The sequence below is a fragment of the Leifsonia shinshuensis genome (assembly GCF_031456835.1).
In the GTDB taxonomy this organism is placed as follows: domain Bacteria; phylum Actinomycetota; class Actinomycetes; order Actinomycetales; family Microbacteriaceae; genus Leifsonia; species Leifsonia shinshuensis_C.
On the sequence record NZ_JAVDVK010000001.1, the window covers coordinates 2,466,794 to 2,491,892 of the forward strand.

Sequence of the window (25,099 nt, forward strand, 5' to 3'; positions counted from 1 at the left end):
CGTTTTCACCCCCGATTCACCCGGGCGCGGGACGGATCACCCCCGCACTGGGCACACTCAGGGCAGCACGACGAGAAGGGCAGCGGTCGCCGCCCAGCACAACGCGACGAACACCGTGTCGGGCGCCCTCCACCGCATCGGCCGCCGCTCGGTGCGCGTCGGGTGCGCTCCGAACGCGCGCGACTCCATGGCGAGCGCGACCCGATCGGCGTGCCGGATGCTCGACGCGATCAGCGGGACCGCCGCGGCGGATGCGCGCCGGACGGCCGCGACCGTACCTCGTCCGGGCGCCACCCCGCGCAGCCGCAGCGCCTGTCCGAGCTGGGCGGCGTCCGCGGCGAAGCGCGGCACGAAACGGTACGCGGCGACGGCCGTGTAGCTGAAGCGGTACGGGATGCGCAGCTGCGCGGTGAGCGCCCGGGCGAAGTCGGGTCCGGTCGTCGTGAGTCCCCCGATGAGGGCGAGGGCGACCAGCGCCGTGATGCGAAGCGCCGTCGTCAGCCCCGCGAGGACCGCGCCGGCGGGATGCCCCCACAGCGCGAACCCCGCCGTCATGAGCAGGGCGGCGGCGGGAAGCCCGACGAGCAGAAGAGCGAGGGTCCGGCCCCGCGGCCGAGCGCCCACGAGCACGACCAGCACCGCACCAACTGTCAGCGACAGCGCGACGGCCGGCTCACGGGCGACGAGCAGGACGATCCAGGCCGGGACGACCGCCGCGACCTTCGCCAGCGGGTTCAAACGGCGCAGCGCTCCGGGGGCGACGCGCATGCCTGTCTCCGACTCCGTCATCACGACCCCGGGAGATCGGCCAGCCGGGTGATCCCCCGCAGCGCCTCCGGAACAGCGGCCGCGGCGAGCGCTCGTGCGAGCGGAGGCTGCCGGAGGCCGTGCGCCTCGAGCAGGGAGCGGTCCGCGAGGATGCGGCTGGTCGCATCCACCGCCGCCAGCCGCCCGTCGTCGACGATCGCGATGCGCGTGGCGTAGTCGCCGATCAGCCCGAGGTCGTGGGTCACGACGATCACCGTTGTGCCCTCGGCGTTGAGGCGCGCGAGCAGGCCCAGCAGCTCGTCCGCCCGCGCGCGGTCCTGCCCGTAGGTGGGCTCGTCGAGCACCAGCACGGATGCGCCGGCGATGAGCGCCGTGCCGACCGAGAGCCTCCGCTTCTGGCCTCCCGAGAGGAGGAACGGATGCGACGCGCGCTGGGCGTCGAGGTCGAGCACCGTGAGAATCCGGTCGACGCGCTCCTGCACCTCGGCCGCGGGCAGCCGCCGACGCCGCAGGCCGACCGACAGCTCGTCCTCCACGGTCGTGGCGACGAACTGGTGCTCCGGGTTCTGGAAGACGAACCCGATCTCCTGGCCCTCGGTCGCGCGACGGCGTCGTGCCGGGTCGGCGCCGCCGACCGCGACGCGACCGCGCGGCGCCCGTCGGAGGCCCGCGATCGCCTGGATCAAGGTCGTCTTGCCCGCGCCGTTCGGGCCGACGACGGCGAGGAACTCACCGGGTTCGACGCGGAGGGAGACATCGTCCAGGATGCGTCTGCCGCCGCGTTCGACGGTCAGCCGGTCGACGGCGACGACCGGGGCCGCGGCGACCGGCGCCCCGACCGACGGCCTCCCGACCTCGGCGCCGGGTGCCGCCTCCGCGCGCACGCCGGCCGGCACAGCACCAGCGGCCGCCAGCGCGTCGGTCAGCTCCTCGGGAGTGAGCGGCAGCGGGTCGAGCCGCACGCCCGCTCGCCGCAGCCGCAACGCAGCGGCCGTCGGCGCCGGAAGCCAGACACCGAGCGCGGCCAGCTCCTCCGCGCGCTCGCGGAGCACCTCGCGCACTGGTCCGCGTGCGAACGGCCGTCCCGCGCCGTCGAGCACCAGCACGGTGTCCGCGACGCCGAGCGCACGATCGACGTCGTGCTCGATCAGCACCACCGAGCGGGCGGACCCCGGCCCGGTGAGCGCACCCAGCACCCGGTACACCTCGTCCGCGCCCGCCGGGTCGATGTTCGAGGTGGGCTCGTCGAGCACCAGCAGGGGCGACTCCAGCGCCAGAGCGCAGGCGATCGCGAGCCGCTGCTTCGCGCCGCCCGAGAGGATGTCCGGGTCGTCGTGGCGCCGCTCCCACAGGCCGACTGCACGAAGTGCCGCCTCCGCGCGGACCTCGATCTCCGCGGCGGGGACGAGCCGGTTCTCCGGTCCGAAGCAGACCTCGTCGAGCACCGTGCGCGTGACGAGCTGCGCATCCGGATCCTGGAAGACCATCGCCGCGTGCTCGCTCAGCTCGGCCACCGTCGCGTCGCGCGCCGACCGCCCGCCGACCATCACCGAGCCGTGCAGCTCGGCCGGAACCGCGTGCGGCACCAGCCCGTTCAGGGTCAGCGCCAGGGTCGACTTCCCGCAGCCGCTCGGGCCCAGCACAAGCAGCACTTCGCTGGGCGCTACCGCGAGGTCGACGCCGTCCGGCGTCCACGCTGTCGCGCCCTCGTGCCGCACCCCCACGCCGTCGAGGACGGCGGCGGCCCCGGCTGCCGCCACGTCGCCCCGCTCGGTCGGCGAGCGGTCGAATCCCGGGACGCGCACGGCACCACGCTACGGCATCCCGGGCCGCTCACTCCCGTTCCACCAGCACGTGACGGTCGAGCGCGACGGCGATCGCCTCGTCCCGATTGGAGACGCCCAGCTTGCGGTAGGCGCTGCGCAGTTGCGACTTCACCGTGTTGATCGACACGTTGAGGTGCGCGGCGATCGCGCTGTGAGAGGGATGGTCGAGCAGCGCCGCGAGGACGGCCGTCTCCCGGGCGGTGAGGATGATGTCCGGGTTGACGTCCGGGATGAGCGGCCGGAGGCGGTTCACGGCGAGGCCCTCGCCGTAGCCGTGGGCTGTCAGCTGCCGTCCCACCCGCTCGAGGTCCGCGGCCGGGAGCAGCGACAATGCCAGGAGGTTGCCGCTGCCCTCGAGGATCGCCCCGAGGTGGTCGACCGCCCGGCCCACCCGCTCCTCGTTCGCGAAGCGCAGCAGCACCGCCGCCTCCAGCGCGGCCGCCTCCGCACGCTGCCGTGTCGACAGCAGAGCGCCGGAGATCGACCGCAACTGCTGGAGCGCCGCACCGTGCCGGTCCAGCGCCAGCTCGACGCGGGCGGTGCCGAGAGCCGCGTCGACCGGAGGCGGCGCGTCCCGCTCCAGCAGCGCCGCCGCCGACGCCGGGTGCCCGAGGGCGAGCTCCAGTTGCGCCCGCACCGCCGAGAGGGCACCGCGCGCGGCCAGCGAGCGAGCCTCCGCGCCACGCCGGCCGACGGATTCCTCGAGGTGCGCGAGCCCACGCCCGGGGTGGCCGCTCGCCAGTTCCGCCGTCGCCATCGTCGCGACGAAGGGCAACCAGTGCGGGGTGGTCCGGAGGTCGGGGTCGGCGTCCCGTAGCCGCGCGCGGGCGGTCACGGGGTCCAGCGCGTCGAGGGCGACGATCGCGTCCGCGACGTTGAGCAGCACGACGTTGTCCCTCCGCAGCTCCACCGCGTGGGAGCGCGCGGTCAGAATGTGGCGCCGCGCCTCGACGCCGTCGCCGTTGCCGGCGTGCAGCAGGGCGAGCATCGCGACGTTCCCCAGTCCGGCTGCGGGGTCGAGTGGATGCGCGTACGCCAGCCCCCGCTCCACCGTGGTGAGCGCCTTGCCGGGGTCGCCGCTGTACAGCAGAGTCGCTCCCAGGCGGGAGTGCAGACCGCCCACGGTCGCGACGTTCCGCACGTCCGCCGCACTCAGGTGCTCGAGTTCGGTCGCCGCCGCCCGGGCGGCCGCGGCCGCGCCCTGCGTACGCCCCAGCCCCAGCTGCACCTGCGCCTGATCGAGCAGGACGATGGCGCGGTCGATCCTCCGCACCCTCCGGGCCGGGTCGCCTAGGACGGCCGAGGCCTCCCCTGCCCGCAGCAGGCCGCCGACCCGGTGCGCCTGCGCAGCAGGATCGTCAAGGCCGGCGAGCAGCGCGAGGAGCGGATGGTCGCGCAGCTCCTCGGCCGGAAGCCGCCGGAGCGGGGCCGCGCGTTTCGGGACCGGCCCGGCGATGAGATCGAACCACCGGCGGCGGGCGACCTCGGACGCGGGATCCGGACCCCCCTCGGCGAGTGCCGTCTCGAGCTGGGACCACGCCTCCTCGAAGAGGCGGCGCTCCCCAGGGTCGGCTGCGGGTGTCTCTGTCGTGCTTTCCGCTCGTTCCACGAGCTGTCCTCCGAAGTCAGGACGCGCGCGTCGGCGCATCCTGGACGTCCGGAAGCGAGACGTCAGCCCGCTTTCAGGGGCGATCGGCTCTCCGGATCCAGGCGCGCGCGTGCGCGTCGGCTCGCACCCGGTACGGGTGCCTGGTGAGTGGAGGCGTGAAGCCTCCATCCGGAGGTGCGTTCAGCCAGGGCTGACGTCGTGTTCGCCCGGCGGGGCGGAGGTCGGCGCGTGCGAGCGCGCCGGCGCGGAGGTGTCGTGGGGCGCCGCGGGCGGGGTCCAGGCGCCGGTCTGCTCGGCGGCGGAGCCGGAGCCGCCCGAACCCGAAGAGGTCAGCACGCCGTCGGCCGAGGCCGAAAGGTGTGCGGCGGGAGCGTGCGCCGGGTCGTCGGCGGGTGCCGCCACCGCAGTCGCGCCGCTGGGGACGGCAGCGGAGACGGAGGCGGCAGCCGGCCACGCCGACGTCGCGTTGGACCCCCGCGTTCCGATCGTCGCTGTCGAAATCACGGCCGTCGACGTCGTCGCCGTCGTGGTTGGCGACTGCTCGGCCGGTGTGGCGCTCCCGCCCGCCCCGCTCTGGGTGCCGTCACCCGCGGGCGGCGTGGAGGGATCCGTCGGCGACGAAGATCCGGGAGACCCAGGCTGCCCGCTCGCCGGCGGCTCGGACGGCGACGTGGCGCCTCCTCCTGAGCCGGTGACGCCGTCCAGGATGCCGCCCACCGTACCGACGACGGACCCGGTCGGCGTCGACCCGGCGACCGATTCGACGACGCCGCCGACGACCGGGAGGGACGTGACCACGGGATCCACGACATTCGTCACCGGGGAGAGCACGGATCCGACGATCCCGCCGAGCCCTGCTCCGGAGTCGCCACCGGCGCCCTGCGACGGCTGCGTACTGGGAAGCACGGCCCCCACGGCGCCCTGGACGACGGATCCGAGCAGCGAACCGTGCGGAGGCGGGTCGCCCTCGGCGGCCGACGCGGGCGCCGAGGGGAACAGGAAGACCAGAGCGGTGAGGAGGCCTGCGCCCCCGAAGCCGAGCAGCGCGACGCGCACCACTCGTCGCCGCGCGCGCGTCACGCGCGCCAGCGGCTGCTCGCCGTCCTCCACCGATCCTCCCCGTTCTCACCCGAATGCTAGCGGTACGTAGAAAAGAATCCGAGAACCCTTACGCACAAGGCAACGCTTCAGCCGCGATTTCACCCTCGCTTCACCCTGGCGCGTGCGCAGTCGCGCCGGACAACTGCGCCGCGATCCCCGCACTGACGAATCGCGCGTACTCGTCGAGCCCCCAGCCGCCCCGCGCGACGAGCATGTCGTACAGCTGCGGCGAGCTGTAGACCAGCAGGATGTCCGTCGCGCGCTCGAGGGAAAGTTCCGCGGGCAGGTGCCCCGCCTCCAGCAGGCGGCGTGCGTTGTGCCCCATCCGCGTGCGCCGGTCATCGGCGAGCGCCCGGGCGAGCTCCGCCAGCTCGGGGTCGTGGGCCGCGGCCGCGTCGACCAGGAGCAGGACGGGCGCGACCCGGGGAGAGACTTCGGCGGCGAGGCGTCCCCACCCGTCGAGCCGGGCGGGCAGGTCGTCCGCAGGGAGAGTGTCCGACCGGCTCTCCGCATCCACCGGCCCTAGCCCGCGCAGAGCCTCCTCGACGACCGCGCGGGTGAGGGCCGCCCGCCCGGGGAACCGCTTGTAGACCGACTCGGCCGAGATCTCGCAGGCGCGAGCCACCGCCGGGATCGAGAGCCCGGCGTACCCGTCCGCGAGGAGGATGTCGCGAGCGTGCTCCAGGATGCGCGCTCGCACCTGCTCCGCTCGCGCGCGCCGGGCCCCGCTGTCGTATTGCCGCTTGACGCCCGCCATGCCACGCCCCATACTCGAAATAGTTACAGATGACTGTAACGAAATCGAGGCAGCAATGTCCAGAGACAACACCGGGTTCCTCGACCGCCTTCGGGGTGCGACGAACCGCCACGACCTCGACGCGCTCGTCGACTGCTTCACGCCGGGCTACCGGAACGAGACGCCCGCGCATCCCGGCCGCGGCTTCGACGGCACCGCACAGGTGCGCAGCAATTGGGGCCGGATCTTCGACTTCGTCCCCGACATCCAGGCCACGATCCTCCGGCAGGCGGCCGACGGGGACGACGTGTGGTCCGAGTGGGAGATGTCGGGCACGCGTCTCGACGGCACGACGCACCTCATGCGGGGCGTGATCGTCTTCACGCTGGACGGAGATCGCGCGGTCTCCGCGCGCTTCTATCTGGAACCCGTCGACGAGACCCCGTCCACCGTCGATCAGGCGGTCGCGACGCAGGTGCACGAGAGCGCGCCATGATCGTCGTGGCCGGAGGAAGCGGGCTCCTGGGGCGCCTGATCGTCACCCGCCTCCTCGACCTCGGCGAGCGTCTCGCTGTCCTCGTGCGGGATGTTGACCGCGCCCGGGCGCTGCTCGACCCGGCCGTGAAAGTGACCGGCGCCGATGTGCGCCGACCGGAGGGGTTGGATGCGGCCGTGGCGGGAGCCGACGTGGTCGTCTCGGCCGTGCACGGATTCCTGGGCGGCCGCGGGGCCGGTCCGGCAGAGATCGACGAGCGCGGGAACGCGAACCTGATCGACGCGGCAGCAGCGACCGGAGCGCAGGTCGTCCTGATGTCGGTGAGCGGCGCCGCTCCGGACCATCCCCTCGACCTCTTCCGCGCCAAGTACGCCGCCGAGCAGTACCTGCTCGCGAGCACCATCCCCGGGACGATCGTGCGGGCGCCCGCCTACCTCGAGACCTGGCGCGCCATCCTCGCCGAGACCGCCGGAACCACCGGTCGCCCTCTCGTCTTCGGCCGGGGCGACCGGCCGATCCGGTTCGTCTCGGCCGCCGAGGTCGCCGACACGGTGGTGACCGCGACGCGGCAACCGGCATCCCGCGGTCAGACGATCGAGATCGCCGGCGAGCCGATCACGATGAACGAGCTCGCCCGGTCGGTGCAGCAGGAACGGCACTGGTCCGGCTCGCTCCGCCATGTGCCACGCCCCGTCCTCCGCGCTCTGGCCGTGACGGCGCGTCCCGTGAACCCGGCGTTCGCGCGCCAGAATCGAGCCGCGCTCGGGATGGACGTCGACCCGGCCCGCCGCTGAATCAGGCGTCGGCGAGCAGCTTCTGCAGCAGGCCGGAGAGCGTCGCCCGCTCGCCCTCGTCGAGCGGGCTGAAGAGCTGAGCGAGGATGTCGTCGGCGATCGCGTGCCCGGCGGCGAGCATCCGTCGCCCCTCCTCGGTCAGAGCGTGCTCGATGCGACGCCCGCGGCCGGCGGTCCGCACGATCAGGCCGCGGTCGACGAGCCGATTCGCCAGCGTGCTGAACGCCTGATCGCTCTGGAAGGTCGCCACCGCGAGGTCGTGCCCGGAGGCGTTGGGCATCCGGTCGATCGCCCGAAGCGCATCCCACTGCACGAGGGAGACGCCGATCTCCTGCAGGGCGGCGTCCATGGTGCGGTGGTCGCGATACTGCGCCCGCTTGATCGCCTGCCCGAGTGCTTCCAGATCGGTCGTCATGGTGCTAGCTTATCAACATCCGTATATAAACATGTTGATTTAGGATGGACCCATGAGCCCTTCGCTTCCTCCCGACTTCGAGCTGCTCCCCACTGGCGAACCCGATGCACCCGTCGCCCTCGTGCTGCACGGCGGCGGCGGTCCCCAGACCGTCGCGCCGCTGGTGTCGCACCTGGCCGCGACGCACCGCGTTCTCGCCCCCACCCACCCCGGCTGGAACGGGACGCCGCTCCCCGACGACATCCGGTCGGTGGCGGACCTCGCCGACGCCTACCTGGAACGCCTGCTCGCCGACGGGACGCGCGACGTGACGGTGGTGGGATCGTCCATCGGCGGCTGGATCGCCCTCGAGCTGGCGGTGCGAGCCGCTGCCGGCACGAGGTTCGCCGGCATCCTTCGCGCCGTCGTCGACATCGACGGCGTCGGAGCCGTTGTGGACGGCGAACCGATCGCGGACTTCTTCGCCCTCGACGCACGCGGCCTCGCCGAGGCCGCGTGGCACGACCCCGAGCGCGGCTTCGTGGACCCCGCCGACCTCACCGACGAGCAGCGCGCGATCCAGCAGTCGAACGGCCGGACCATGGCCGTCCTCGCCGGGCGCTCGATGAGCGACCCGACGCTGCTCGCCCGGCTCGGGGCCGTCGACGTGCCGACCCTGGTCGTCTACGGGCAGAGCGACGGGATCGTGACGCCCGCCTACGGCCGTGCGGTCGCGGGCGCGATCCCGACGTCCGAGTTCGCCGAGATTCCGGAGGCCGGCCACCTGCCGCATCTCGAGAATCCCGCGGCGACCTGGACCGTCATCGACCCTTTCCTGGCGCGGTTGAACTGACCGGGTCTTCCTGACGCCCCGAGCGCCTGGATCGCGACGATCCGCTGTGCCAGTGTGAATGGGTGCCTCCCTCGTCTTCCGCGCCCCGCGTCCGTATCGGTGTCGTCGGTGTCGGCCGGATGGGCTCGGGAGTGCTCGCCCGGCTCGCACCCCTCGGCGCGGCCGCCTCCGACCTCGACGCCTCCCGTCGCGAGGCCGTGGAGGCCAGCGGTGCGGCCTGGATGGACTCGGTGACGGCCCTCGCCGTATCGAGCGACGTGCTCGTGACCGTGCTGCCCGGACCGGACGAACTGGATGCGGCCATGCGCCAGGCGCTCCCCGCTCTACCCGAGGGAGCGCTCTGGCTCGACCTCACCTCCGGCGACCCGGCCCGAGCGTCCGCCCTGGCCGACGAAGCAGCCGAACGAGGCATCGATGCGGTTGCGGCGCCGATGGGAGGCGGCCCGGACGACGCCGCCGCCGGCACGCTCACGTTCTACATCGGCGGCGCACCGGACGCGGTCGACCGGGCCCTGCCCATCCTGAGCAGGCTCGCAGCGGGCGACGGGATGCGCGTCTGCGGCCCGCATCCACGTGACGGGCACATCGTGAAACTGCTGGCGAACGCGCTGTGGTTCGCGAACGCGGTCGCGGCCGGCGAAGCCCTGCTCATCGGCGAGGCCCACGGCCTCGCGCCCCAGCATCTGCAGGCGCTCCTGGCGCAAAGCGCGGGCAGCAGCATCGCCCTCAGCCGTCATGTGCCGGAGGTGTTCCACGGCGACTACCTGGAGACGTTCGGCGTCGACCGGGTCGTGGAGGAGCTGGATGCCGTCGCGGCGCTGGCGCGTGCGAGCGCGACCCCGTCGCCGGTGCTCGACGCATCCGCGGACCTCCACCGGGAGGCGCTCGCCCGTTTCGGCCCGGCGCCCGGCGAGCTCCTCGGCGTGCGGATGCTGGAGGAACTCGCCCGGCGCGACCTGCGGTAGCCGCCTCAGCCGAGCAGCGCCTCGTGCGCGACCTCCAGCAGGCGGCCCGTCCGGAACTCCTCGTGCGCCGTGACCGTGAGGACGGCGCCGTGGGAGTCATCCACGACGACGTACTGGCCGTAGCGTCCGTCGAAGCGCCACAGGCCCGAGGGGCCCTCCCACGTCCCGATCCCGTAGTGCGCCGACGAACCGGTCTCGCCGGTCTCCGTCCAGTCGGTGTGCATCCCGTCGATCCACGCGGCGCTGACGATGTGCGTGTCGTTCCACTCGCCACGGTCGCGCAGCGCCCGGCCAATGCGGGCCAGCTCCTCGGTGCGGAGTTCGAGCCCGGTGCCCGCGACGATCCAGCCGAGCGGGCAGCGCATCCACTGCGGGTTGTCGATGCCGAGGGGTTCGAAGAGCCGCGGGAGCAGCCAGTCGCGCACGTCGCCGACGGCGACGCCGAGCATCCGCATCGCGACGTAGGGGCTGGAGTCGGTGTAGAGGAAGTGCTCGCCGGGGCCGCGGGTGGGGTGCCGGAGCATCTCCTGCGCGAGATCCGCTCCGGGCACCGGCTGGTCGCCGAACCACTGGAACGGGATGCCGCTCGTCATGGTCAGCAGGTGGCGGAGCGTCACCCGCTCGACCCCCTCGCCGAGCTCCAGCTGCGGGAGGGCCTCGGCGACGGTCGTGTCGAGGGACAGGATGCCCTCGTCCACGGCGATCCCGGCGGCCAGGGCGCTCACGCCCTTGGACACCGAGTACAGGTTGACCCGGTCGTCGCTGCGCCAGCGGTGCTGTGCCTCCTCGTCGCCGACGAGCGCGTGGGCGCCGTAGACGCCCAGCCCCTCCCGGTCGACGGTTCGGACGAAACGGGTCAGGAGGGCATCGGCGGCGGTCATGTCCCTATTCTTATCTCGTCCGGAGCACGCGCTTCTACGTCACGCCCGACACGATCGCGGCCTCCTCGGCTGCGGTGAGCCCGGATCGCCGCGGACGGTCGACGCCGCGCGCCTGTTCGTCGGCGAGAACGTCCGCCAGTGTGTCCCGCAACGGTCGCAGCGTCCCGCCCGCATCCAGGTACGCGCGGCCAGAGCGCTGCGCGAACCCCGAGTCGGACAGCGGCAGCCACAGCGGAAGCGACCGCGGGCCGGCCCAATAGTGCACGTCGGCGGCGAGGAGCGCATCGTCGTCGACGGTCACCGAGTCTCCGTCGTACCCGCTGACATCGACCGCCGCCTCGAAGAACTCCTGCATCGGGATGGCTGCACCGACGGCGTCCACAACGCCGACGTGCCCCGCCTTTCCCGCCCGTTGGATCCAGCCCGCCAGGTCGGCCACGTCGATCACCTGCACGAAGCGGCCTTCAGTCGTCGGAACGAGGGCCGGTCCGGTACGGCTGAAGCGCGCCGGCCAGTACCCGAACCGGTCGCTCGGGTCGCCCGGCCCGACGATCAGTCCCGGCCGTGCGATCAGGAGGCGCGAGTCGAGGCGAGCGGCCGTCGCGCGTTCCGCGGCGACCTTCGCGTCGGGATACTGCGACAGGTCGGCGGGTTCAACCAGCGCCGCGGACTCGTCGCCGCCGGGCTGGTCGTTGCGGGCGTAGACGGACACGGTGGAGACCAGGGTCCAGTGGGCGGCGCGGTCGGCGAGCGCCTCCACGGCCGACGTGACGAGGCCCGGCTCCCAGGCCAGCTCGATCACCTCCTCCCAGTCGCGCAGCACCTCGTCGTAGGCGCCGGGCGACCGCCGGTCGGCGCGCACCAGCCGCGCCCCGTCCGGCACCGACCCGGACTCGCCGCGCGCCAGGCACGTCACCTCGGCGCCCTCTGCGAGCAGTTCGCGGACGATCGCGCGCCCGAGCCAGCCGGTTCCACCGAGAACGAGGACGCTTCGCATGCGTCCAGTAAACCCGCATGGTCTATGGTGCCGTCATGGTTGAACACGGAAAAGGCCACCCGGACAGGCTCCCCGCGGGCGAGCAGGCGATCGCGCAAGTGACTGTGGACCGATTGGATGAGGACGGCCGGCACGAGGGCCGTCTCGTTCTCACGGCGGACAGGATCTACTTCTTCGACGACGAGCAGGGCGGCGGGAGCCACGACGACATCATCGATCACATCCGCTTCCAGGGCGCAGAGGTGACCGGTGACGACGAGATCGGCACGTTGGCGCTCAGCTGGAGCGACCAGGGCAAGGTCTACGAAGGCGACACCCTCGAACTACGCGCCTTCAAGGACGCGATCGACGACCAGCTGAACCCGTAACGGCCCCGCTGAGCCCGGTCAGCAGCCGATCCACCACCACCTCCACCAGCTCCGCAGGTGTCGACTCCGCCGTCACCAGCGGTTCCGTCACCATGTCGGCGCCCGCCGTCCGAGCGAGGGATGCGAAGTAGCCAGGCGCCAGCAAATACGTAGCCACCACCACACGGGCGCCGGGATTCCCAGCCCGTGCCATCGACACCGCCGTCGACAGGTCGGGCGCGGCCGCCGAGATGAAGCCCGCGGTCACCGGCCGACCGATGCGGGAGGCGAGCAGCCTTGCCATGGTCCGGCAGTCGGTCACCGCCCGGGCGTCGGACGATCCTGCCGCGGCGAGCACGACCGCGTCCGTGTCGCGCAGGCCGGCCTCCTGGAGCCGACGTAGCAGCACCTCCACGAGCCGGTCGTCCGGGCCGAGTGCCCCGGTGACCGTTGTCGGCAGGGCCGCCGCCGCTGCGCTCTCGGCCAGGTCGACGAAGACGTGGTAGCCGGCGGAGAGCAGCAGCGGCACGATCGTGGCCCGGTCTGCGAGACCGGCGGCCGCCGAGAGGGCGGACGGAACGTCCGGCTGCTCGACGTCCACGTGGCAGCCGAGCACCGGCGACGCGACGGCCGCGTCCACCGCCTCCACCAGGCGGCGGACGGCGGCCTGACCCGCCGGCGAAGAGGTGCCGTGGGAGGCGGCGATCACGGCGGTCGTCACGCCTCCTCCACTTCGATCTCGATGAAACCGCCGACGATGCGGGTGCGGAAGGTCTGCAGCGTCAGTGCCGGATCGGTGAAGCACTCGCCGGTTCCGAGATCGTAGACCTGTTTGTGCAGCGGGGAGGCGATGGTCGGGCGGTCGCCCCGCGACCCGACGATGCCGCGCGCCATCACGGGAGCGCCGCCATCCGGGTCCTCGTGGGCGACAGCGTAGACCTCGCGCGGACCGAGGAGGAAGAGCGCGATCTGCCGCATCCGCAGCAGCACCGCCTCCCCCCAGGACGGCTCGAGGTCGCCGACGCGACAGGCGCGGATCCAGTCGTCCTGCCGGGACTGCGGACGACGGGGGCTCTGCGTGATCGTCATGCCCCGAGCCTATGGAGACCGTGTTTCGGGCGACGTCGGCCTCTGTAACGTCTCCGTGAACCGGTTCTCACAGCACTCGCGCGAAGGTGTGCGGCGCGTGTTAACGCGCGGTTACAACCGCGAAATTCACAGGAAACCACGCACCCGTACGCTCGGATGGCACAGGCGGGGCACATCCCCGCCGGTGCGGCGGCAGCCGCTGGAAACCGAGGGGGCCGCATGACGACCGGACGTACAGGCAGCGGACGAACGGTGATCGTGGGGGGCGGCCCAGCCGCTCACCGCCTCGTGGATGCACTGGTCTCGCGCGGAGGCGGCGACCGCTCGATCGTCGTCCTCGCCGAGGAACCGTACCTCCCCTATGACCGTGTGCAGCTGAGCAAGCGCCTGGCCGACGGAAGCGTCGACCTCACCCTCGAGCCGGCATCCCACTGGGAGGATGCCGCGGTCGAGCTCCGGGTCGGCGAGACCGCGACCGCTATCGACCGCGCCGCCCGGACCGTCTCGACCTCGACGGGCGCCGTCCTCGCGTACGACGAATTGGTGCTCGCGACCGGTTCCTCGGCGCCCGTCCCCGACATCCCCGGAGCGGGGGCCTCCCGCGTCTATCGCACCATCGACGATGTGGATGCCCTGGTCGCCGAGATCGCCGACCTGCGGCGCGTGCTCGGCCGTCCTCCACGGGTCGCGGTCGCCGGAGGCGGGCTGCTCGGCCTCGAGGCCGCCGGCGGCGCCGCCGCGCTGGGAGCCGAGGCCGTCATCATCCACTCCGGCGGGTGGCTGATGTCGGCGCAGCTCGATGAGGGAGCCGGGCAGGCGCTGGGCCGGCTGATATCGGCGCGCGGCATCGACCTCCACCTCGGGACGCGGCCGCGCGAGATCCACCTCGACGGCGAGGGCCGTCCCACCGCCGTGCGGTGCACCGACGGCCGCACCATTCCGGCGGACGTCGTCGTCTTCGCCATCGGGATCCGTGCCCGAGATGAACTGGCCCGGCAGGCCGGGCTCGCGACCGCGGAGCGGGGCGGCATCGTCGTCGATGAGGCGTGCCGCACCTCCGACCCCGCAATCTGGGCGATCGGCGAGGTCGCCGCCATCGACGGCCGCACCGTCGGCCTGGTCGCGCCCGCGAATGCCATGGCCGAGACCGTGGCCGACCGGCTGCTCGGCGGCGACGCGACGTTCACGACGGTCGACGACGCGACCAAGCTGAAGCTCTCCGGCGTCGACGTCGCGAGCTTCGGTGACGCCTTCGCCCGTGAGCCGGGCGCGCTGGAGATCGTATACGCCGACCCCGCACGAGGCCTCTACCAGAAGCTCGTGGTGAGCGACGACGCCAAGACGCTGCTCGGCGGCGTCTTCGTGGGCGACGCCTCCCCGTACGCCGGCTTGCGGCCGCTGCTCGGCCGCGCGCTCGACGCGGAACCGGCTGCCTACCTGTCGGCTGCCGGAGCCGAGCCGCCCACGGGTGGCGCACTGCCCGACGACGCGCTGGTGTGCTCGTGCAACAACGTCACCTCCGGCTCCGTCCGTGCCGCGGTCGAAGAAGGCTGCCACGATCTCGGCGAGCTGAAGGCCTGCACCCGGGCCGGCACGCAGTGCGGTTCGTGCGTGCCGCTGGTCAAGAAGATCCTGGAGGCCGAGCTCACCCGCTCCGGCGCCACCGTCTCCCACGCGCTGTGCGAGCACTTCGAACTGTCGCGGCAGGAGCTGTTCGAATCCATCCGGGTCCTTGGCCTGACCAGCTGGGACGAGACCGTCACCCGTCTCGGCTCCGGCCGTGGCTGCGACATCTGCAAGCCGGTCGTCGGCTCCATCCTCGCCAGCCAGCACAGCCAATACCCGCTCGACGGCGGCCGAGGCCAGCTGCAGGACACCAACGATCGTGCCCTCGCCAACATGCAGAAGGACGGCACGTACTCGGTGGTCCCGCGCATCCCCGGCGGCGAGATCACCCCGCAGAAGCTGGCGGTGATCGCGCAGGTCGCCACCGACTTCGGCCTGTACACGAAGATCACCGGCGGGCAGCGCATCGACATGTTCGGCGCCCGGTTGGAGCAGCTGCCCGAGATCTGGCGGATCCTCGTGGACGCGGGCTTCGAGTCCGGGCAGGCGTACGGCAAGGCGCTGCGGAATGTGAAGAGCTGCGTCGGCTCCACCTGGTGCCGCTACGGCGTGCAGGACTCGGTGCGGATGGCCGTCGACCTCGAGCTGCGTTACCGCGGCCTCCGCGCGCCGCACAAGTTCAAATTCGGCGTCTCGGGATGCGCGCGGGAGTGCGCTGAGGCGCGTGGCAAGGACGTCGGCGTGATCGCCACCGACAAGGGCTGGAACCTCTATGTCGGCGGGAACGGCGGCTTCCAGCCGGCACACGCCCAGCTGCTCGCCTCCGACCTCGACGACGAGACGTTGATCCGCTACATCGACCGCTACCTCATGTACTACATCCGCACCGCCGACCGGCTCCAGCGCACGGCCCGGTGGATGGAGGAGCTCGACGGCGGCGTCGATCATGTCCGCGAGGTGGTCGTCGAGGACTCCCTCGGCCTCGGCGCAGAGCTGGAGGCCGCCATGGCGGTCCACGTCGACACGTACGAGGACGAGTGGGCAGCGACCCTGCGCGACCCGGAGCGGCTGCGCCGGTTCCGCTCGTTCGTGAACGCGCCGGCGACCCCCGACCCGTCGATCGCCCGGGTGGAGGAGCGCGGCCAGCTGCGCCCCGCCACGGCTGAGGAGAAGGCGGCGGGCGCTGTGCTCGTCGCCGGACCGACCATCCCGGTCCGGTCCGGGGCGGCGACGGAGGGAGGCACCCCGTGGACACACGTCCGATGATCTCCCGCACAGGGAACGTCACCCTCGTCGGCGGCGGCCCCGGCGATCCCGACCTGCTGACCGTCGCCGCGGTGCGCGCGCTGGAGGCGGCGGATGTGGTGCTCTACGACCGCTTGGCGCCCCACGAGACGCTGACTGCGCTCGCGCCGCGCGCGGAGCTGATCGATGTCGGCAAGCGTCCCGGCCACCATCCGATCCCGCAGGACGAGATCGAACGCCTTCTCGTCGCCCACGCCCGGAATGGCTCCGCGGTCGTGCGGTTGAAGGGCGGCGACCCCTTCGTCTTCGGTCGCGGCGGCGAGGAGGTGGAGGCATGCAGGCTCGCGGGCATCCCCGTGCGGGTCATCCCCGGTGTCACCAGCGCGATCTCGGTGCCGGCGGCGGCAGGCATCCCGGTGACGCACCGGAGCATGTCCCGTCTGTTCACGGTCGTGTCCGGCCACGCCCCGCTCTCCCCCGGCGAGCTGGAGCACCTGGCCGGGCTCGGCGGCACCATCGTCATCCTCATGGGCATCATGAACCTCCCCTCGATCACCGCCGGCCTCGCCCGCTTCGGGATGGATCCGCAGATGCCGGTCGCTGTCGTGGAGCAGGGCTACTCCGCCCGACAGAGGACCACGTTCGGCCGGCTCTCCACGATCCTCACGGAATCGGCTCGGGCCGGCGTCGGCTCTCCGGCCGTCGTGGTCATCGGTGAGGTCGTCCGGCTGGCGCGCGACGGCGACGCCCACGCGGCCGCGGCCCTCGCCGACGCTGCAGCGGCGACGGGACCGTGACGTGACGGACGAGCGACCGGGAGTCGCCGCCTTCCGCCCCGACCAGCTCGCCGGCTTCCGGATCGGAGTGACCAGCGATCGTCGCTCAGCCGACCTGATCGACGCTTTCGAGCGACGCGGGGCCAGCGTGCTGCACGCCCCGACCGTGCATATGAGGCACGCGGACGACGACGCTCCCGTGATCGCCGACACCGAACGGATCATCGCGGCGAGACCGGACGTGCTGCTCGCGACCACGAGCTACGGCATGCGCCGCTGGTTCGAGGTGTCCGACTCCGCTGGTCTCGGGGAGGATCTGCAGGAGGTGCTCGCCGGCTCCACGATCCTCGTCCGCGGCCCGAAGGCGCGCGGTGCGGTGCGGGCGGCAGGCCTGGATGACGCGGGGATGAGCGACGAAGAGACCACCGCCTCGCTGGTGGGAAAGGTGATCGCCGAGTTCCCCTCCGGCATCACCGTGGCGGTGCAACTGCACGGCTCCACCGACGAGGACCAGCTGCAGCGCCTCCGCGACGCCGGGGATGACGTCATCACGGTCGCGCCCTACTCCTGGTCCGTCGCCACGGACGATGACGAACGCGCCACCCGCCTCATCGATGCGATCGCGGGACGCCACCTCGACTGCGTCACCTTCACCAGCGCGCCGGCGGTCGACGGTCTCTTCATCGCCGCCCTCGCCCGCGGCCGGCACGCCGAGGTGGTGGAGGCGCTGCGCACGGATGTGGTCGCCGCCGGCGTGGGCCCCGTGACCACCGGCCCGCTGGTCGCCGCCGGGATCGAGCCCCTGCAACCGGATCGCTTCCGGATGGGCGCGCTCATCCGCCTCGTCTGCGAGCACCTCGAGGCGCGTTCGACACGGCGCGTCTCGACCCGGCACGGCGATGTCGAGCTGCGCGGCAGCCTGGCGATCGTCGACGGCACGCCGGTGCGCCTCACCCCGGCTTCGCTCTCGCTGTTCCGTGCCCTCGTCGCGGCGAATGGAGCCGTGGTCTCGCGCAGAGAGCTCTCGATCGCGCTGGACGGCGGAGGGGACGAGCACGCGATGGAGGTCTCTCTGAGCCGGCTACGACAGGTCCTCGGGCGCCCGGGCCTGGTCTCGACGGTGGTCAAGCGGGGATACCGCCTCGACGTCTGAGCGGGGACGCTGCGGCCCACCCTCCTGCGCCGCTCAGTTCGGCACCGCCTGCGCCGCAGCGAGAAGGCTCGCGATGCGCCCCTTGCAGCCTCCGCAGCCGGTTCCCGCGCGGGTCTCCCGGCCGACGGCCTCGACCGTTCCGCACCCGCCCGCGACCGCCTCGCCGATCCGCCCGGCCGTCACGCCGTTGCACCAGCACACGGTGGCGTCGGGACCCAGCGGATCCTCGACCGGGGCTTGACCCGCGTCTGGAGCATCCAGCCGCAGGAACGTCGACGGTTCCGCGGGCAGCGTACCCGCACGCTCGAAGAGCAGCGTCAATTCGGCGCCCGCGCGCGGAAGCCCCACCGAGACGAAGCCGGCGAGCACCCCGTCCCGGACCACGGTCTTCAGATAGGCGGTGCGCGCGGGATCGAGCCACACGCTCACCTCCGCATCGAGCTCCCACGGCTCGGCGGCGTAGTCGCCGCCGGAGACGACGTCGATGCCGGTCGCCTTGAGCATGACAGCGATCGGACGCTCCCGCCGCGGTACCGCGGCGTCAGGGCCGGCCACTCCCCCGGACGCCTCCGCCCGGAACCTGCCGGCGAGCGCCGCGGCCTGCCGCCAGCCCGGCCCGATCAGCCCGCTCGGCGCACCGGGCACGCGGCCGTCCGCGCCGGTGGCGTCCGGGGAGGCGACCTGCGCGCAGTCCCCGATCGCGAACACGTCCGGGTCGCTCCAGCTCCGCAGCTCCTCGTCGACCAGGATGCCGCTCGAACAGGCCAGACCTGCTGCGAGCGCCAGCTCCGTCCGGGCGGCGACACCGCAGGACAGCACGAGGAGGTCGCCCGGGATGTAGGTGCCGTCCGCGCACCCCACCCCGTCGAAGACCCGCCCGGCGCGGTCGTCCCGGAAGCCGATCGTCTCGGCTCGCGCGTGCGCGGCCATGCCGACTCCGAGCGCTCGCGTCGCGCGGGCGAGCATCCGGCCGCCTGCCTCGTCGAGGTTGCGGGCCATCGGGACGGGCCCGTGATGCACGATCACGACGTGCGCGCCGTGCTCGGCGGCGAGCAGCGCGAACTCCATCCCGAGCACCCCCGCGCCCAGCACCACGATGGTGCCGCCGCCGGCCACGACCGGAGCGACGGCCTCCGCGTCGGCGAGGTCGCGCAGCGCGACCACCCCCGTGGGAAGCGGCTTGAGGCCCTGGTCGAGCGCGTGTGCCGGCGCGGCCGAACGGTCGCGCCGGGCGTGCTCCAGACCGTCGAGCGTCGGGATGTTGGCGCGGGCGCCGGTCGCCAGCACCAACCGGTCGTAGGGCAGCTCGTCGCCGCTCGCGAGCAGGACCCGCTGGCGGGGCCGGTCGATCGCCACGGCGACATCGCCGAGACGGATGTCGGCTCCCGCCAACTCGGCCGCCGCGGTGTCGGTGACCTCCAGCCGCTCGCGAGTCGCCGCCCCGACCGCGTACTCGGCCACCAGCACCCGGTTGTAGGCGTCCTCGCGCTCGGCGCCGACCACCGTCAGACTCGCTTCGCCAGCCGCCACCGCGGGGAGCAGCTCCTCCACGAAGCGGGCGCCGACCGGGCCGTAGCCGACGAGGACCACCCGGAGCGGACGCGCGGTCATGCCGCCGCCTCCGAGTCCGCCCGATGAACGGTGACGGCGGTCCGCTTGAACTCGGGCATCGCCGACGTCGGGTCGACGGCCGCCTCGGTGAGGAGGTTCGCGCACTGGCGGCCGGCGAAGTGGAACGGGAGGAACACCGTGTCGACACGCATGGCCGCGGTGAGGAGCGCGCGTGCGACGACCTCGCCGCGGACGTTGCGGACGATCACCGCGTCCCCGTCCGCGATGCCGAGGCGGGCCGCCGTGGCAGGGTGGAGTTCCGCGCGCACCTCCGGCTGCGCCGCCGAGAGCTCGGGCACCCGCCGGGTCTGCGCCCCGGATTGGTAGTGCTCGAGCAGGCGGCCGGTGATGAGGGTCAGTTCGCCGGGCAGCCTTCCCGTCTCCAGGTCTCGCGGCCGCACCGCCACGAGCCGGGCTCGCCCGTCGTCCGTGGCGAAGCGGTCGAGGAACAGCCGCGGAGTCCCGGACGAGTCGGCCGGGTACGGCCAGTGCGCCGCCTCCCCGGTCTCGGACTGCGCGTCGAGGAGCGCATGGCTCAGCCCGGAGTAGTCGGCGATGCCGCCCGCCGACGCCCGGGCCAGCTCGTCGAACACCGCGGCGGGGTCGGTCGGCCAGGCCGAAGGGGCGCCCAGCCTGCGGGCGAGGTCGGCGAGGACGACCAGTTCGCTGCGCACCCCGGCCGGAGGGTCGAGCGCCTTCCGCCGCCGCAGCACGCGGCCCTCCAGATTCGTCATGGTGCCCTCCTCCTCTGCCCACTGCGTGACCGGGAGCACGACGTCGGCGAGCTCAGCCGTTTCCGACAGCACGAAATCGCACACCACGAGGAGGTCGAGGCTCTGCAGCCCGCGGCGGATCGCGCCCGCGTCCGGGCCGGACACCACGACGTTCGATCCGTGGACGAGCAGCGCCCGCACGCCGCCCGGTCGGCCCAGCATCCTGAGCAGCTCCACCGCGGGGACGCCGGGCCCGGGGATGCGGTCTGGCTCGACTCCCCAGACGGCGGCGACCGCTGCGCGGGCCGCCGGATCCGTGATCTTGCGGTATCCGGGCAGCTGATCGCACTTCTGTCCGTGCTCCCGGCCGCCCTGGCCGTTGCCCTGTCCGGTGAGGGTGCCGTACCCCGAGCCGGGGCGACCGACCAGCCCGAGCACCAGCGCGAGGTTGATCGCCGCCGTTGCGGTGTCCGTGCCGTCGACGTGCTGCTCCACCCCGCGGCCGGTGAGGATGTACGTGCCGCGCCCGCGGGCCAGCCGCCGCGCGACCTCGCGCACCAGCCGGGCCGGCACGCCCGTGTGCTCCTGCACCCGCTCGGGCCACCACGGGGCGACGCTGCGCCGGAGCGCGTCGATGCCCGTCGTCCGCTCCGCCAGGTACGACACGTCGGCGAGTCCTTCCGCCAGCACGACATGCGTGAGGCCGAGGAGCAGCGCCAGGTCTGTCCCCGGGGCCGGCTGCAGGTGGATGCCGCCGTCGTCCGCCGTGAGCTGCGCGGTCTGCGAGCGCCGCGGGTCCACCACGACAAGGCCGCCCGCGGTCCGGGCGCCGGCGAGGTGGCCGATGAACGGCGGCATCGTCGCGCCCACGTTCGAACCGAGCAGCAGGATGGTGTCGGCGTCATCCAGATCGGTGACCGGGAACGGCATCCCCCGGTCGATCCCGAAGGCGCGGTTCCCCGCCGCAGCCGCGGATGCCATGCAGAAGCGGCCGTTGTAGTCGATGCGCGAGGTGCCGAGCGCGAGCCGGGCGAACTTGCCGAGCAGATAGGCCTTCTCGTTCGTCAACCCGCCGCCGCCGAACACCCCGACCGCGTCCGCGCCGTGCCCCTTCCGGATGGTGCGCAGCCGCTCGGCGACGAACTCGAGCGCGTCCTCCCAAGTCGCCGCCTGCAACCGGCCGGCGCGACGGATCAGCGGGGTCGTCAGCCGGTCAGGGGTCGCGAGCAGGTCAGCGGAGGTCCAGCCCTTCTTGCACAATCCTCCGCGGTTGGTGGGGAAGGCGCGGCCCGCCACGGTGACAGGGGCGCCGGTCCCCACGTCCCTCCCCTTCACCGGGGTCAGGCTCATCGCGCACTGCAGGGCGCAGTACGGGCAGTGCGTGTCGGCGGGCATGTCCCGGCCTCGCTAGATCCGCACCCCGCGGCGGCGGCCGCGCAGCGCGACGCCGACCGTGATGGCCAGGAACACCACGTACGCGGCGACGAACCAGAGCAGGCCGGCCTCATAGCCTCCGGTCGACGTCTTGGAGAACCCGAGCACCTGCGGGATCACGAAACCGCCGTACGCACCGAACGCGGACACGATCCCGAGGGCCGCGGCGGCGGTGCGCTGAGCGGAGACATCGCCGGCAGTGCTGTGCCCGTCGGCCGCGCCGAAGCGCAGCGCGAACAGGGTCGGGATCATCCGGTAGGTCGCGCCGTTGCCCGCACCGCTGGCCACGAAGAGCACCAGGAAGAAGGAGAGGAACAGCCAGAAGTTGTCGAGCGGCATGGTGAGCACGACGGCGAGTGCACCCAACGCCATGACCACGAACGCCGCGATCGTGATGACGCTCCCGCCGAAACGGTCGGCGAGCCGTCCGCCGAAGGGCCGCGCAAGCGAGCCGACCAGTGCCCCGAGGAAGGCGAGCGACAGCGTGGCCCCACCGATCGGCAACGCGCTGAACGCCGGGAATTGGTCGGCGATGAGTTTCGGGAACACTCCCGAGAACCCGATGAACGACCCGAACGTCCCGATGTAGAGCAGCGCCATCAGCCACAGTTCCGGCACCCGCAGAGCCGCGAACGACGCCTTCAGGTCGGAACGCGCGTTGCCGAGGTTGTCCATCCGCAGCCATGCGCCGACGATCGCCACCACGATCAACGGCACCCAGATCAGTCCCGCGAGGGGGAGCTGAAGCGACGCGCCGGCGCCGATGGTGATCACGATCGGCACGGCGAACTGCGCGACCGCAGCACCCAGATTGCCGCCGGCGGCGTTCAGGCCGAGTGCCCATCCCTTCTTCCGCTGAGGATAGAAGAACGTGATGTTCGCCATCGAGCTGGCGAAGTTTCCTCCGCCGAACCCGGCGAGCGCCGCTACGAGCAGCATCACCCCGAACGGCGTATTGGGATTCGCCACGCACACCGCCAACCCGATCGCGGGAACGAGCAGCAGGGCCGCGGAGATCATCGTCCAGTTGCGTCCGCCGAACTTCGGCACCATGAACGTGTACGGGAAGCGCAGCGTCGCCCCGACGAGGCTCGGCATCGAGATGAGCCAGAAGGTCTGGGTGGTGTCGAACGCGAAACCGGCGGCGGGCAGCGAGACCACCACGATCGACCAGAGCTGCCAGACGACGAAGCCGAGGAACTCGGCGAAGATCGACCAGCGCAGGTTGCGCTGTGCGATCGCGGCGCCCTGCTGCTGCCACTGGGACGGGTCCTCGGCGTCCCACCCGTCGATCCAGCGCCCGGAACGGAACGTGAGCACGGAAGCGGTCGCGGTGGCGGGAGACGTGGCAGCCGGATCGGTCGACGCCTCGGCGGGGGCGGGGACGGTGCTGGTCATCGATGGACCTCCTGAGGGTGGTGCCGGATGGACGGTGACTCCACGCTAGGAACGACGTGTTTCCGGCTTCCGCGCGTGACGTGAAGTCGGCGTAACGAACAGCTCTCGTCCGCCTCCCGCGTCTGTGAGGCGCACGAAACCCACCGTGATCCCGGCGCAACCAGCACGTCATCGTCGACCTCTAGCGTCGTGAGCATCCCGCCGGCCGATGGCCGGCCCCGAGGGAGGAGTGCCGCATGGAACCGCAGCCCCACACGGTCGAGAGCTACCGGGACGCCGTGCTGCGTCTGGTGAACGCTCTGCCGCCCGAGCACATCGCCCTCGATCAAGCACTGGGCCGCTCGACGGCGGAAGCGGTGACCGCGCGGCTCCCCGTGCCAGCCTTCGACAACGCAGCCATGGACGGCTACGCCGTGCGCTCACACGATGTCGCGAACGCGGACCGCGACCGCCCGGCGACGCTCACGCGCCTCTCGTACGTCAGGGCCGGCTCATCCCTCCCGCAAGCGCTGCACGCCGGAGAGGCGCGGCCCGTCATGACCGGCGCTCCCGTGCCACCGGGCGCCGACCTCGTGATCCCGGTCGAGTCCACGGCGAGCGGCCGCTTCGACGACAGCGCGACCGTGGAGGTGTGGCCCTCCGGCAGGGCGAACATCCGCCGCAGAGGGGAGGACATCGCCGCGGGCGCGCTCGTCATCCCGCGCGGGGCGACGCTCGGCCCCCGAGACCTGGCCCTGCTCGCGGCGACCGGGCACGACGGCGTGCTCGTGCACCGGAAGGCGCGCGTCGCGATCGTCGCGACGGGCGACGAGCTGTCCAGCTCTCTTCCCGACGGCGGCATCCCGGACTCCAACTCGGTCTACCTGCGCGCTGCGATCGCCTCCGTCGGCGCCGACATCGCGTCGACGCTGGTCGCCCGCGACGACGTCGCCGCCCTGCGGGAGGCGCTCGACACTGCCGCCCGCGACGCCGACCTGATCGTATCGACGGGAGGTGTCGGCCCGGGCACGCACGACCTCGCCGGCCGACTCGCGGCAGAGGCGCCCGGCGGCACGCTCGCCACGGTCGCCATGCGGCCGGGGCGACCGCAGGCGCACGCGACGTGGCGCGGCACCCCGTGGCTCGCCCTCCCCGGCAACCCGACCGCCGCCTTCGTCTCGTTCGAGGCGTTCGTTCGCCCCGTCCTCGGCCGGCTCGGAGGCGGCGCGGAGCATTCCGGCACCGCGGCCGAGACCGTCTCCGTCGGATGGGAGAGCCGCCCCGGCGCGGTTCGATTCGTCCCGCTCTCGGTCGGAGGAGACGCGGAGTCGGTCTCCGTCTCTCCGTTCGGCCCGCCGAGCCATGCGTCGCACTCGCTGTCCGCCATGTTCCGCGCGCCCCTCATTGCGATGCTCGGCGCCGAGACGGCCGACGTCCGGCCGGGGCAGCTCGTGCGCGTGATCGAGCCGGCATGAGGCCGGCGGCGATCATCCTGGCCGGCGGCCGGTCGCGCCGGATGGGTGTGCCGAAGCACTCCGTCTCGCTCGGCGGCCGCACGTTGGTCGAGCGTGTCCTCGACGCGGTAGCCCCCTTCCCCAGCGTGGTGGTCGGGCCGCTGGAACTCGGCGCTGCCGTCTCCCGCCACCCACAGGCGTCGCTGACGCGCGAGCGGCCTGCGTATTCCGGCCCGGTCGCCGCCATCGCCGCCGGCGTCGACGAACTGGATCGCCGCCGGATCGGCGCCGACACCGCCCTCATCCTCTCCTGCGATCTGGCATACCCCGTCGGGGCGCTAGGGCTGCTGCTGGAGGCAGCGCACACGCACCCCGACGCCGTCGTCCTGAGCGACTGCGGCCGCCCGCAGTGGCTCTGCGGGCTCTACCTCCTCGACCCGATCCGGGACGCGGTCGCCCGGCTGCGCTCCACATCATCGCTCGACTCGGCTCGCGTCAGCACGCTGTGCGAAGGCCTCGCGTTGCGGATGCTGGACGATGCGGCCGGCCTCAGCTTCGATATCGACACCCCCGCAGACCTGGCCGCCGCAATCAGCGAGGCGACAGGATGACGAGCCTCGAGCACTGGCTCGCCCGCCTGGACGACGCCCTCGGCACGGACGTGCCGCCGGAGATCGTGGCACCCCTCCTCGACCTCGCTCGCGACGCCGCCCATGCCGTCGCGCGTCCCGCAGCGCCCCTGACCGCGTTCGTGGTGGGCTATGCAGCGGGACGGACCGTCCCAGGCCGGTTCGACCCGGCGACGGTCCTCGCCTTGATCGACCGGGCGGCAGGACTCGCGAACGGGGAGGTCCCGATCGGTGGGTGATGAACAACGGCGAAGCACCGCTTCCAGACGAAGCGCGACGCCGAGT

Annotated in this window: 24 protein-coding genes; 11 read left to right on the plus strand and 13 right to left on the minus strand. The window is 72.8% G+C overall.

The window, feature by feature from the left end:
- Positions 1-57: 57 nt before the first annotated feature.
- From J2W45_RS11920 to J2W45_RS11940, 5 genes are all read right to left on the minus strand, one after another.
- Positions 58-768 carry an energy-coupling factor transporter transmembrane component T gene (locus J2W45_RS11920; RefSeq protein WP_310132105.1) on the minus strand — a complete coding sequence of 237 codons (711 nt, stop codon included), beginning with the start codon at positions 766-768 and terminating at the stop codon, positions 58-60.
- A gap of 20 nt (positions 769-788) precedes the next feature.
- Positions 789-2,573, minus strand: coding sequence for an ABC transporter ATP-binding protein (locus J2W45_RS11925; RefSeq protein ID WP_310132108.1), 1,785 nt, complete (start codon positions 2,571-2,573; stop codon positions 789-791).
- Positions 2,574-2,601: 28 nt separating this feature from the next.
- Positions 2,602-4,203 (minus strand): LuxR C-terminal-related transcriptional regulator, encoded by a 1,602-nt coding sequence (locus J2W45_RS11930; protein WP_310132110.1) that lies wholly within the window; start codon positions 4,201-4,203, stop codon positions 2,602-2,604.
- 180 nt (positions 4,204-4,383) lie between these two features.
- Positions 4,384-5,313, minus strand: coding sequence for a hypothetical protein (locus J2W45_RS11935; RefSeq protein WP_310132113.1), 930 nt, complete (start codon positions 5,311-5,313; stop codon positions 4,384-4,386).
- Positions 5,314-5,413: 100 nt separating this feature from the next.
- On the minus strand, positions 5,414-6,061 hold the full coding sequence (locus J2W45_RS11940; protein ID WP_310132115.1) for a TetR/AcrR family transcriptional regulator: 648 nt from the start codon (positions 6,059-6,061) through the stop codon (positions 5,414-5,416).
- Positions 6,062-6,116: 55 nt separating this feature from the next.
- Between J2W45_RS11940 and J2W45_RS11945 the strand changes: the two genes are divergently transcribed.
- Positions 6,117-6,536 (plus strand): nuclear transport factor 2 family protein, encoded by a 420-nt coding sequence (locus J2W45_RS11945; RefSeq protein ID WP_310132117.1) that lies wholly within the window; start codon positions 6,117-6,119, stop codon positions 6,534-6,536.
- Positions 6,533-7,330, plus strand: a complete 798-nt coding sequence (locus J2W45_RS11950) for an SDR family oxidoreductase (RefSeq protein WP_310132119.1) — start codon at positions 6,533-6,535, stop codon at positions 7,328-7,330. The genes J2W45_RS11945 and J2W45_RS11950 overlap by 4 nt, the downstream gene beginning before the upstream one ends.
- 1 nt (position 7,331) lies before the next feature.
- Here the strand turns inward: J2W45_RS11950 and J2W45_RS11955 are convergent, their stop codons facing one another.
- Positions 7,332-7,745, minus strand: coding sequence for a MarR family winged helix-turn-helix transcriptional regulator (locus J2W45_RS11955; protein WP_310132122.1), 414 nt, complete (start codon positions 7,743-7,745; stop codon positions 7,332-7,334).
- 52 nt (positions 7,746-7,797) lie between these two features.
- Here J2W45_RS11955 and J2W45_RS11960 point away from each other — a divergent pair, with 52 nt between their 5' ends.
- Both J2W45_RS11960 and J2W45_RS11965 read left to right on the plus strand, forming a co-directional pair.
- A complete protein-coding gene (locus J2W45_RS11960; protein ID WP_310132124.1) occupies positions 7,798-8,577 on the plus strand; it encodes an alpha/beta fold hydrolase in 780 nt (259 codons plus the stop codon).
- Between the two features lie 62 nt (positions 8,578-8,639).
- Positions 8,640-9,542 carry an NAD(P)-dependent oxidoreductase gene (locus J2W45_RS11965; protein ID WP_310132125.1) on the plus strand — a complete coding sequence of 301 codons (903 nt, stop codon included), beginning with the start codon at positions 8,640-8,642 and terminating at the stop codon, positions 9,540-9,542.
- A gap of 5 nt (positions 9,543-9,547) precedes the next feature.
- Here J2W45_RS11965 and J2W45_RS11970 read toward each other — a convergent pair whose 3' ends face one another.
- Together J2W45_RS11970 and J2W45_RS11975 are read right to left on the minus strand one after the other, a co-directional pair.
- Entirely contained in the window at positions 9,548-10,423 is an 876-nt protein-coding gene (locus J2W45_RS11970; RefSeq protein ID WP_310132126.1) for a serine hydrolase domain-containing protein, read from the minus strand.
- A gap of 34 nt (positions 10,424-10,457) precedes the next feature.
- The gene (locus J2W45_RS11975) at positions 10,458-11,420 is read right to left on the minus strand and encodes an NAD-dependent epimerase/dehydratase family protein (RefSeq protein ID WP_310132127.1); all 963 of its coding nucleotides are present in this window, start codon (positions 11,418-11,420) and stop codon (positions 10,458-10,460) included.
- A gap of 35 nt (positions 11,421-11,455) precedes the next feature.
- Here J2W45_RS11975 and J2W45_RS11980 point away from each other — a divergent pair, with 35 nt between their 5' ends.
- A complete protein-coding gene (locus J2W45_RS11980; protein WP_310132129.1) occupies positions 11,456-11,788 on the plus strand; it encodes a hypothetical protein in 333 nt (110 codons plus the stop codon).
- Here the strand turns inward: J2W45_RS11980 and J2W45_RS11985 are convergent.
- Together J2W45_RS11985 and nirD are read right to left on the minus strand one after the other, a co-directional pair.
- Positions 11,754-12,488 (minus strand): sirohydrochlorin chelatase, encoded by a 735-nt coding sequence (locus tag J2W45_RS11985; protein ID WP_310132131.1) that lies wholly within the window; start codon positions 12,486-12,488, stop codon positions 11,754-11,756. The genes J2W45_RS11980 and J2W45_RS11985 overlap by 35 nt on opposite strands.
- A complete protein-coding gene (gene nirD / locus J2W45_RS11990; RefSeq protein ID WP_310132133.1) occupies positions 12,485-12,856 on the minus strand; it encodes a nitrite reductase small subunit NirD in 372 nt (123 codons plus the stop codon). Before nirD ends, J2W45_RS11985 begins: the two co-directional genes overlap by 4 nt.
- A 219-nt stretch (positions 12,857-13,075) precedes the next feature.
- Between nirD and nirB the strand changes: the two genes are divergently transcribed.
- The 3 genes from nirB to J2W45_RS12005 are packed head-to-tail and all read left to right on the plus strand — an operon-like array spanning position 13,076 to position 17,596.
- Complete coding sequence (gene nirB, locus J2W45_RS11995; RefSeq protein WP_310132137.1) at positions 13,076-15,688, plus strand: nitrite reductase large subunit NirB; 2,613 nt, start codon at positions 13,076-13,078, stop codon at positions 15,686-15,688.
- Positions 15,685-16,464 (plus strand): uroporphyrinogen-III C-methyltransferase, encoded by a 780-nt coding sequence (cobA, locus tag J2W45_RS12000; protein ID WP_310132138.1) that lies wholly within the window; start codon positions 15,685-15,687, stop codon positions 16,462-16,464. Before nirB ends, cobA begins: the two co-directional genes overlap by 4 nt.
- A gap of 1 nt (position 16,465) precedes the next feature.
- Entirely contained in the window at positions 16,466-17,596 is a 1,131-nt protein-coding gene (locus J2W45_RS12005) for a uroporphyrinogen-III synthase (RefSeq protein ID WP_310132140.1), read from the plus strand.
- Between the two features lie 33 nt (positions 17,597-17,629).
- On the opposite strand, the gene J2W45_RS12010 is transcribed toward J2W45_RS12005, so the two are convergent.
- The 3 genes from J2W45_RS12010 to J2W45_RS12020 are packed head-to-tail and all read right to left on the minus strand — an operon-like array spanning position 17,630 to position 22,752.
- The gene (locus J2W45_RS12010) at positions 17,630-19,207 is read right to left on the minus strand and encodes an FAD-dependent oxidoreductase (RefSeq protein WP_310132142.1); all 1,578 of its coding nucleotides are present in this window, start codon (positions 19,205-19,207) and stop codon (positions 17,630-17,632) included.
- On the minus strand, positions 19,204-21,315 hold the full coding sequence (locus tag J2W45_RS12015; protein WP_310132145.1) for a molybdopterin oxidoreductase family protein: 2,112 nt from the start codon (positions 21,313-21,315) through the stop codon (positions 19,204-19,206). Before J2W45_RS12015 ends, J2W45_RS12010 begins: the two co-directional genes overlap by 4 nt.
- 12 nt (positions 21,316-21,327) lie before the next feature.
- Positions 21,328-22,752 (minus strand): MFS transporter, encoded by a 1,425-nt coding sequence (locus J2W45_RS12020; protein WP_310132147.1) that lies wholly within the window; start codon positions 22,750-22,752, stop codon positions 21,328-21,330.
- Between the two features lie 236 nt (positions 22,753-22,988).
- Between J2W45_RS12020 and J2W45_RS12025 the strand changes: the two genes are divergently transcribed.
- The 3 genes from J2W45_RS12025 to J2W45_RS12035 are packed head-to-tail and all read left to right on the plus strand — an operon-like array spanning position 22,989 to position 25,053.
- The gene (locus tag J2W45_RS12025; RefSeq protein WP_310132152.1) at positions 22,989-24,206 is read left to right on the plus strand and encodes a molybdopterin molybdotransferase MoeA; all 1,218 of its coding nucleotides are present in this window, start codon (positions 22,989-22,991) and stop codon (positions 24,204-24,206) included.
- The gene (gene mobA / locus J2W45_RS12030; protein WP_310132156.1) at positions 24,203-24,796 is read left to right on the plus strand and encodes a molybdenum cofactor guanylyltransferase; all 594 of its coding nucleotides are present in this window, start codon (positions 24,203-24,205) and stop codon (positions 24,794-24,796) included. Before J2W45_RS12025 ends, mobA begins: the two co-directional genes overlap by 4 nt.
- Positions 24,793-25,053 carry a DUF6457 domain-containing protein gene (locus J2W45_RS12035; RefSeq protein WP_310132158.1) on the plus strand — a complete coding sequence of 87 codons (261 nt, stop codon included), beginning with the start codon at positions 24,793-24,795 and terminating at the stop codon, positions 25,051-25,053. Before mobA ends, J2W45_RS12035 begins: the two co-directional genes overlap by 4 nt.
- Positions 25,054-25,099 lie beyond the last annotated feature (46 nt).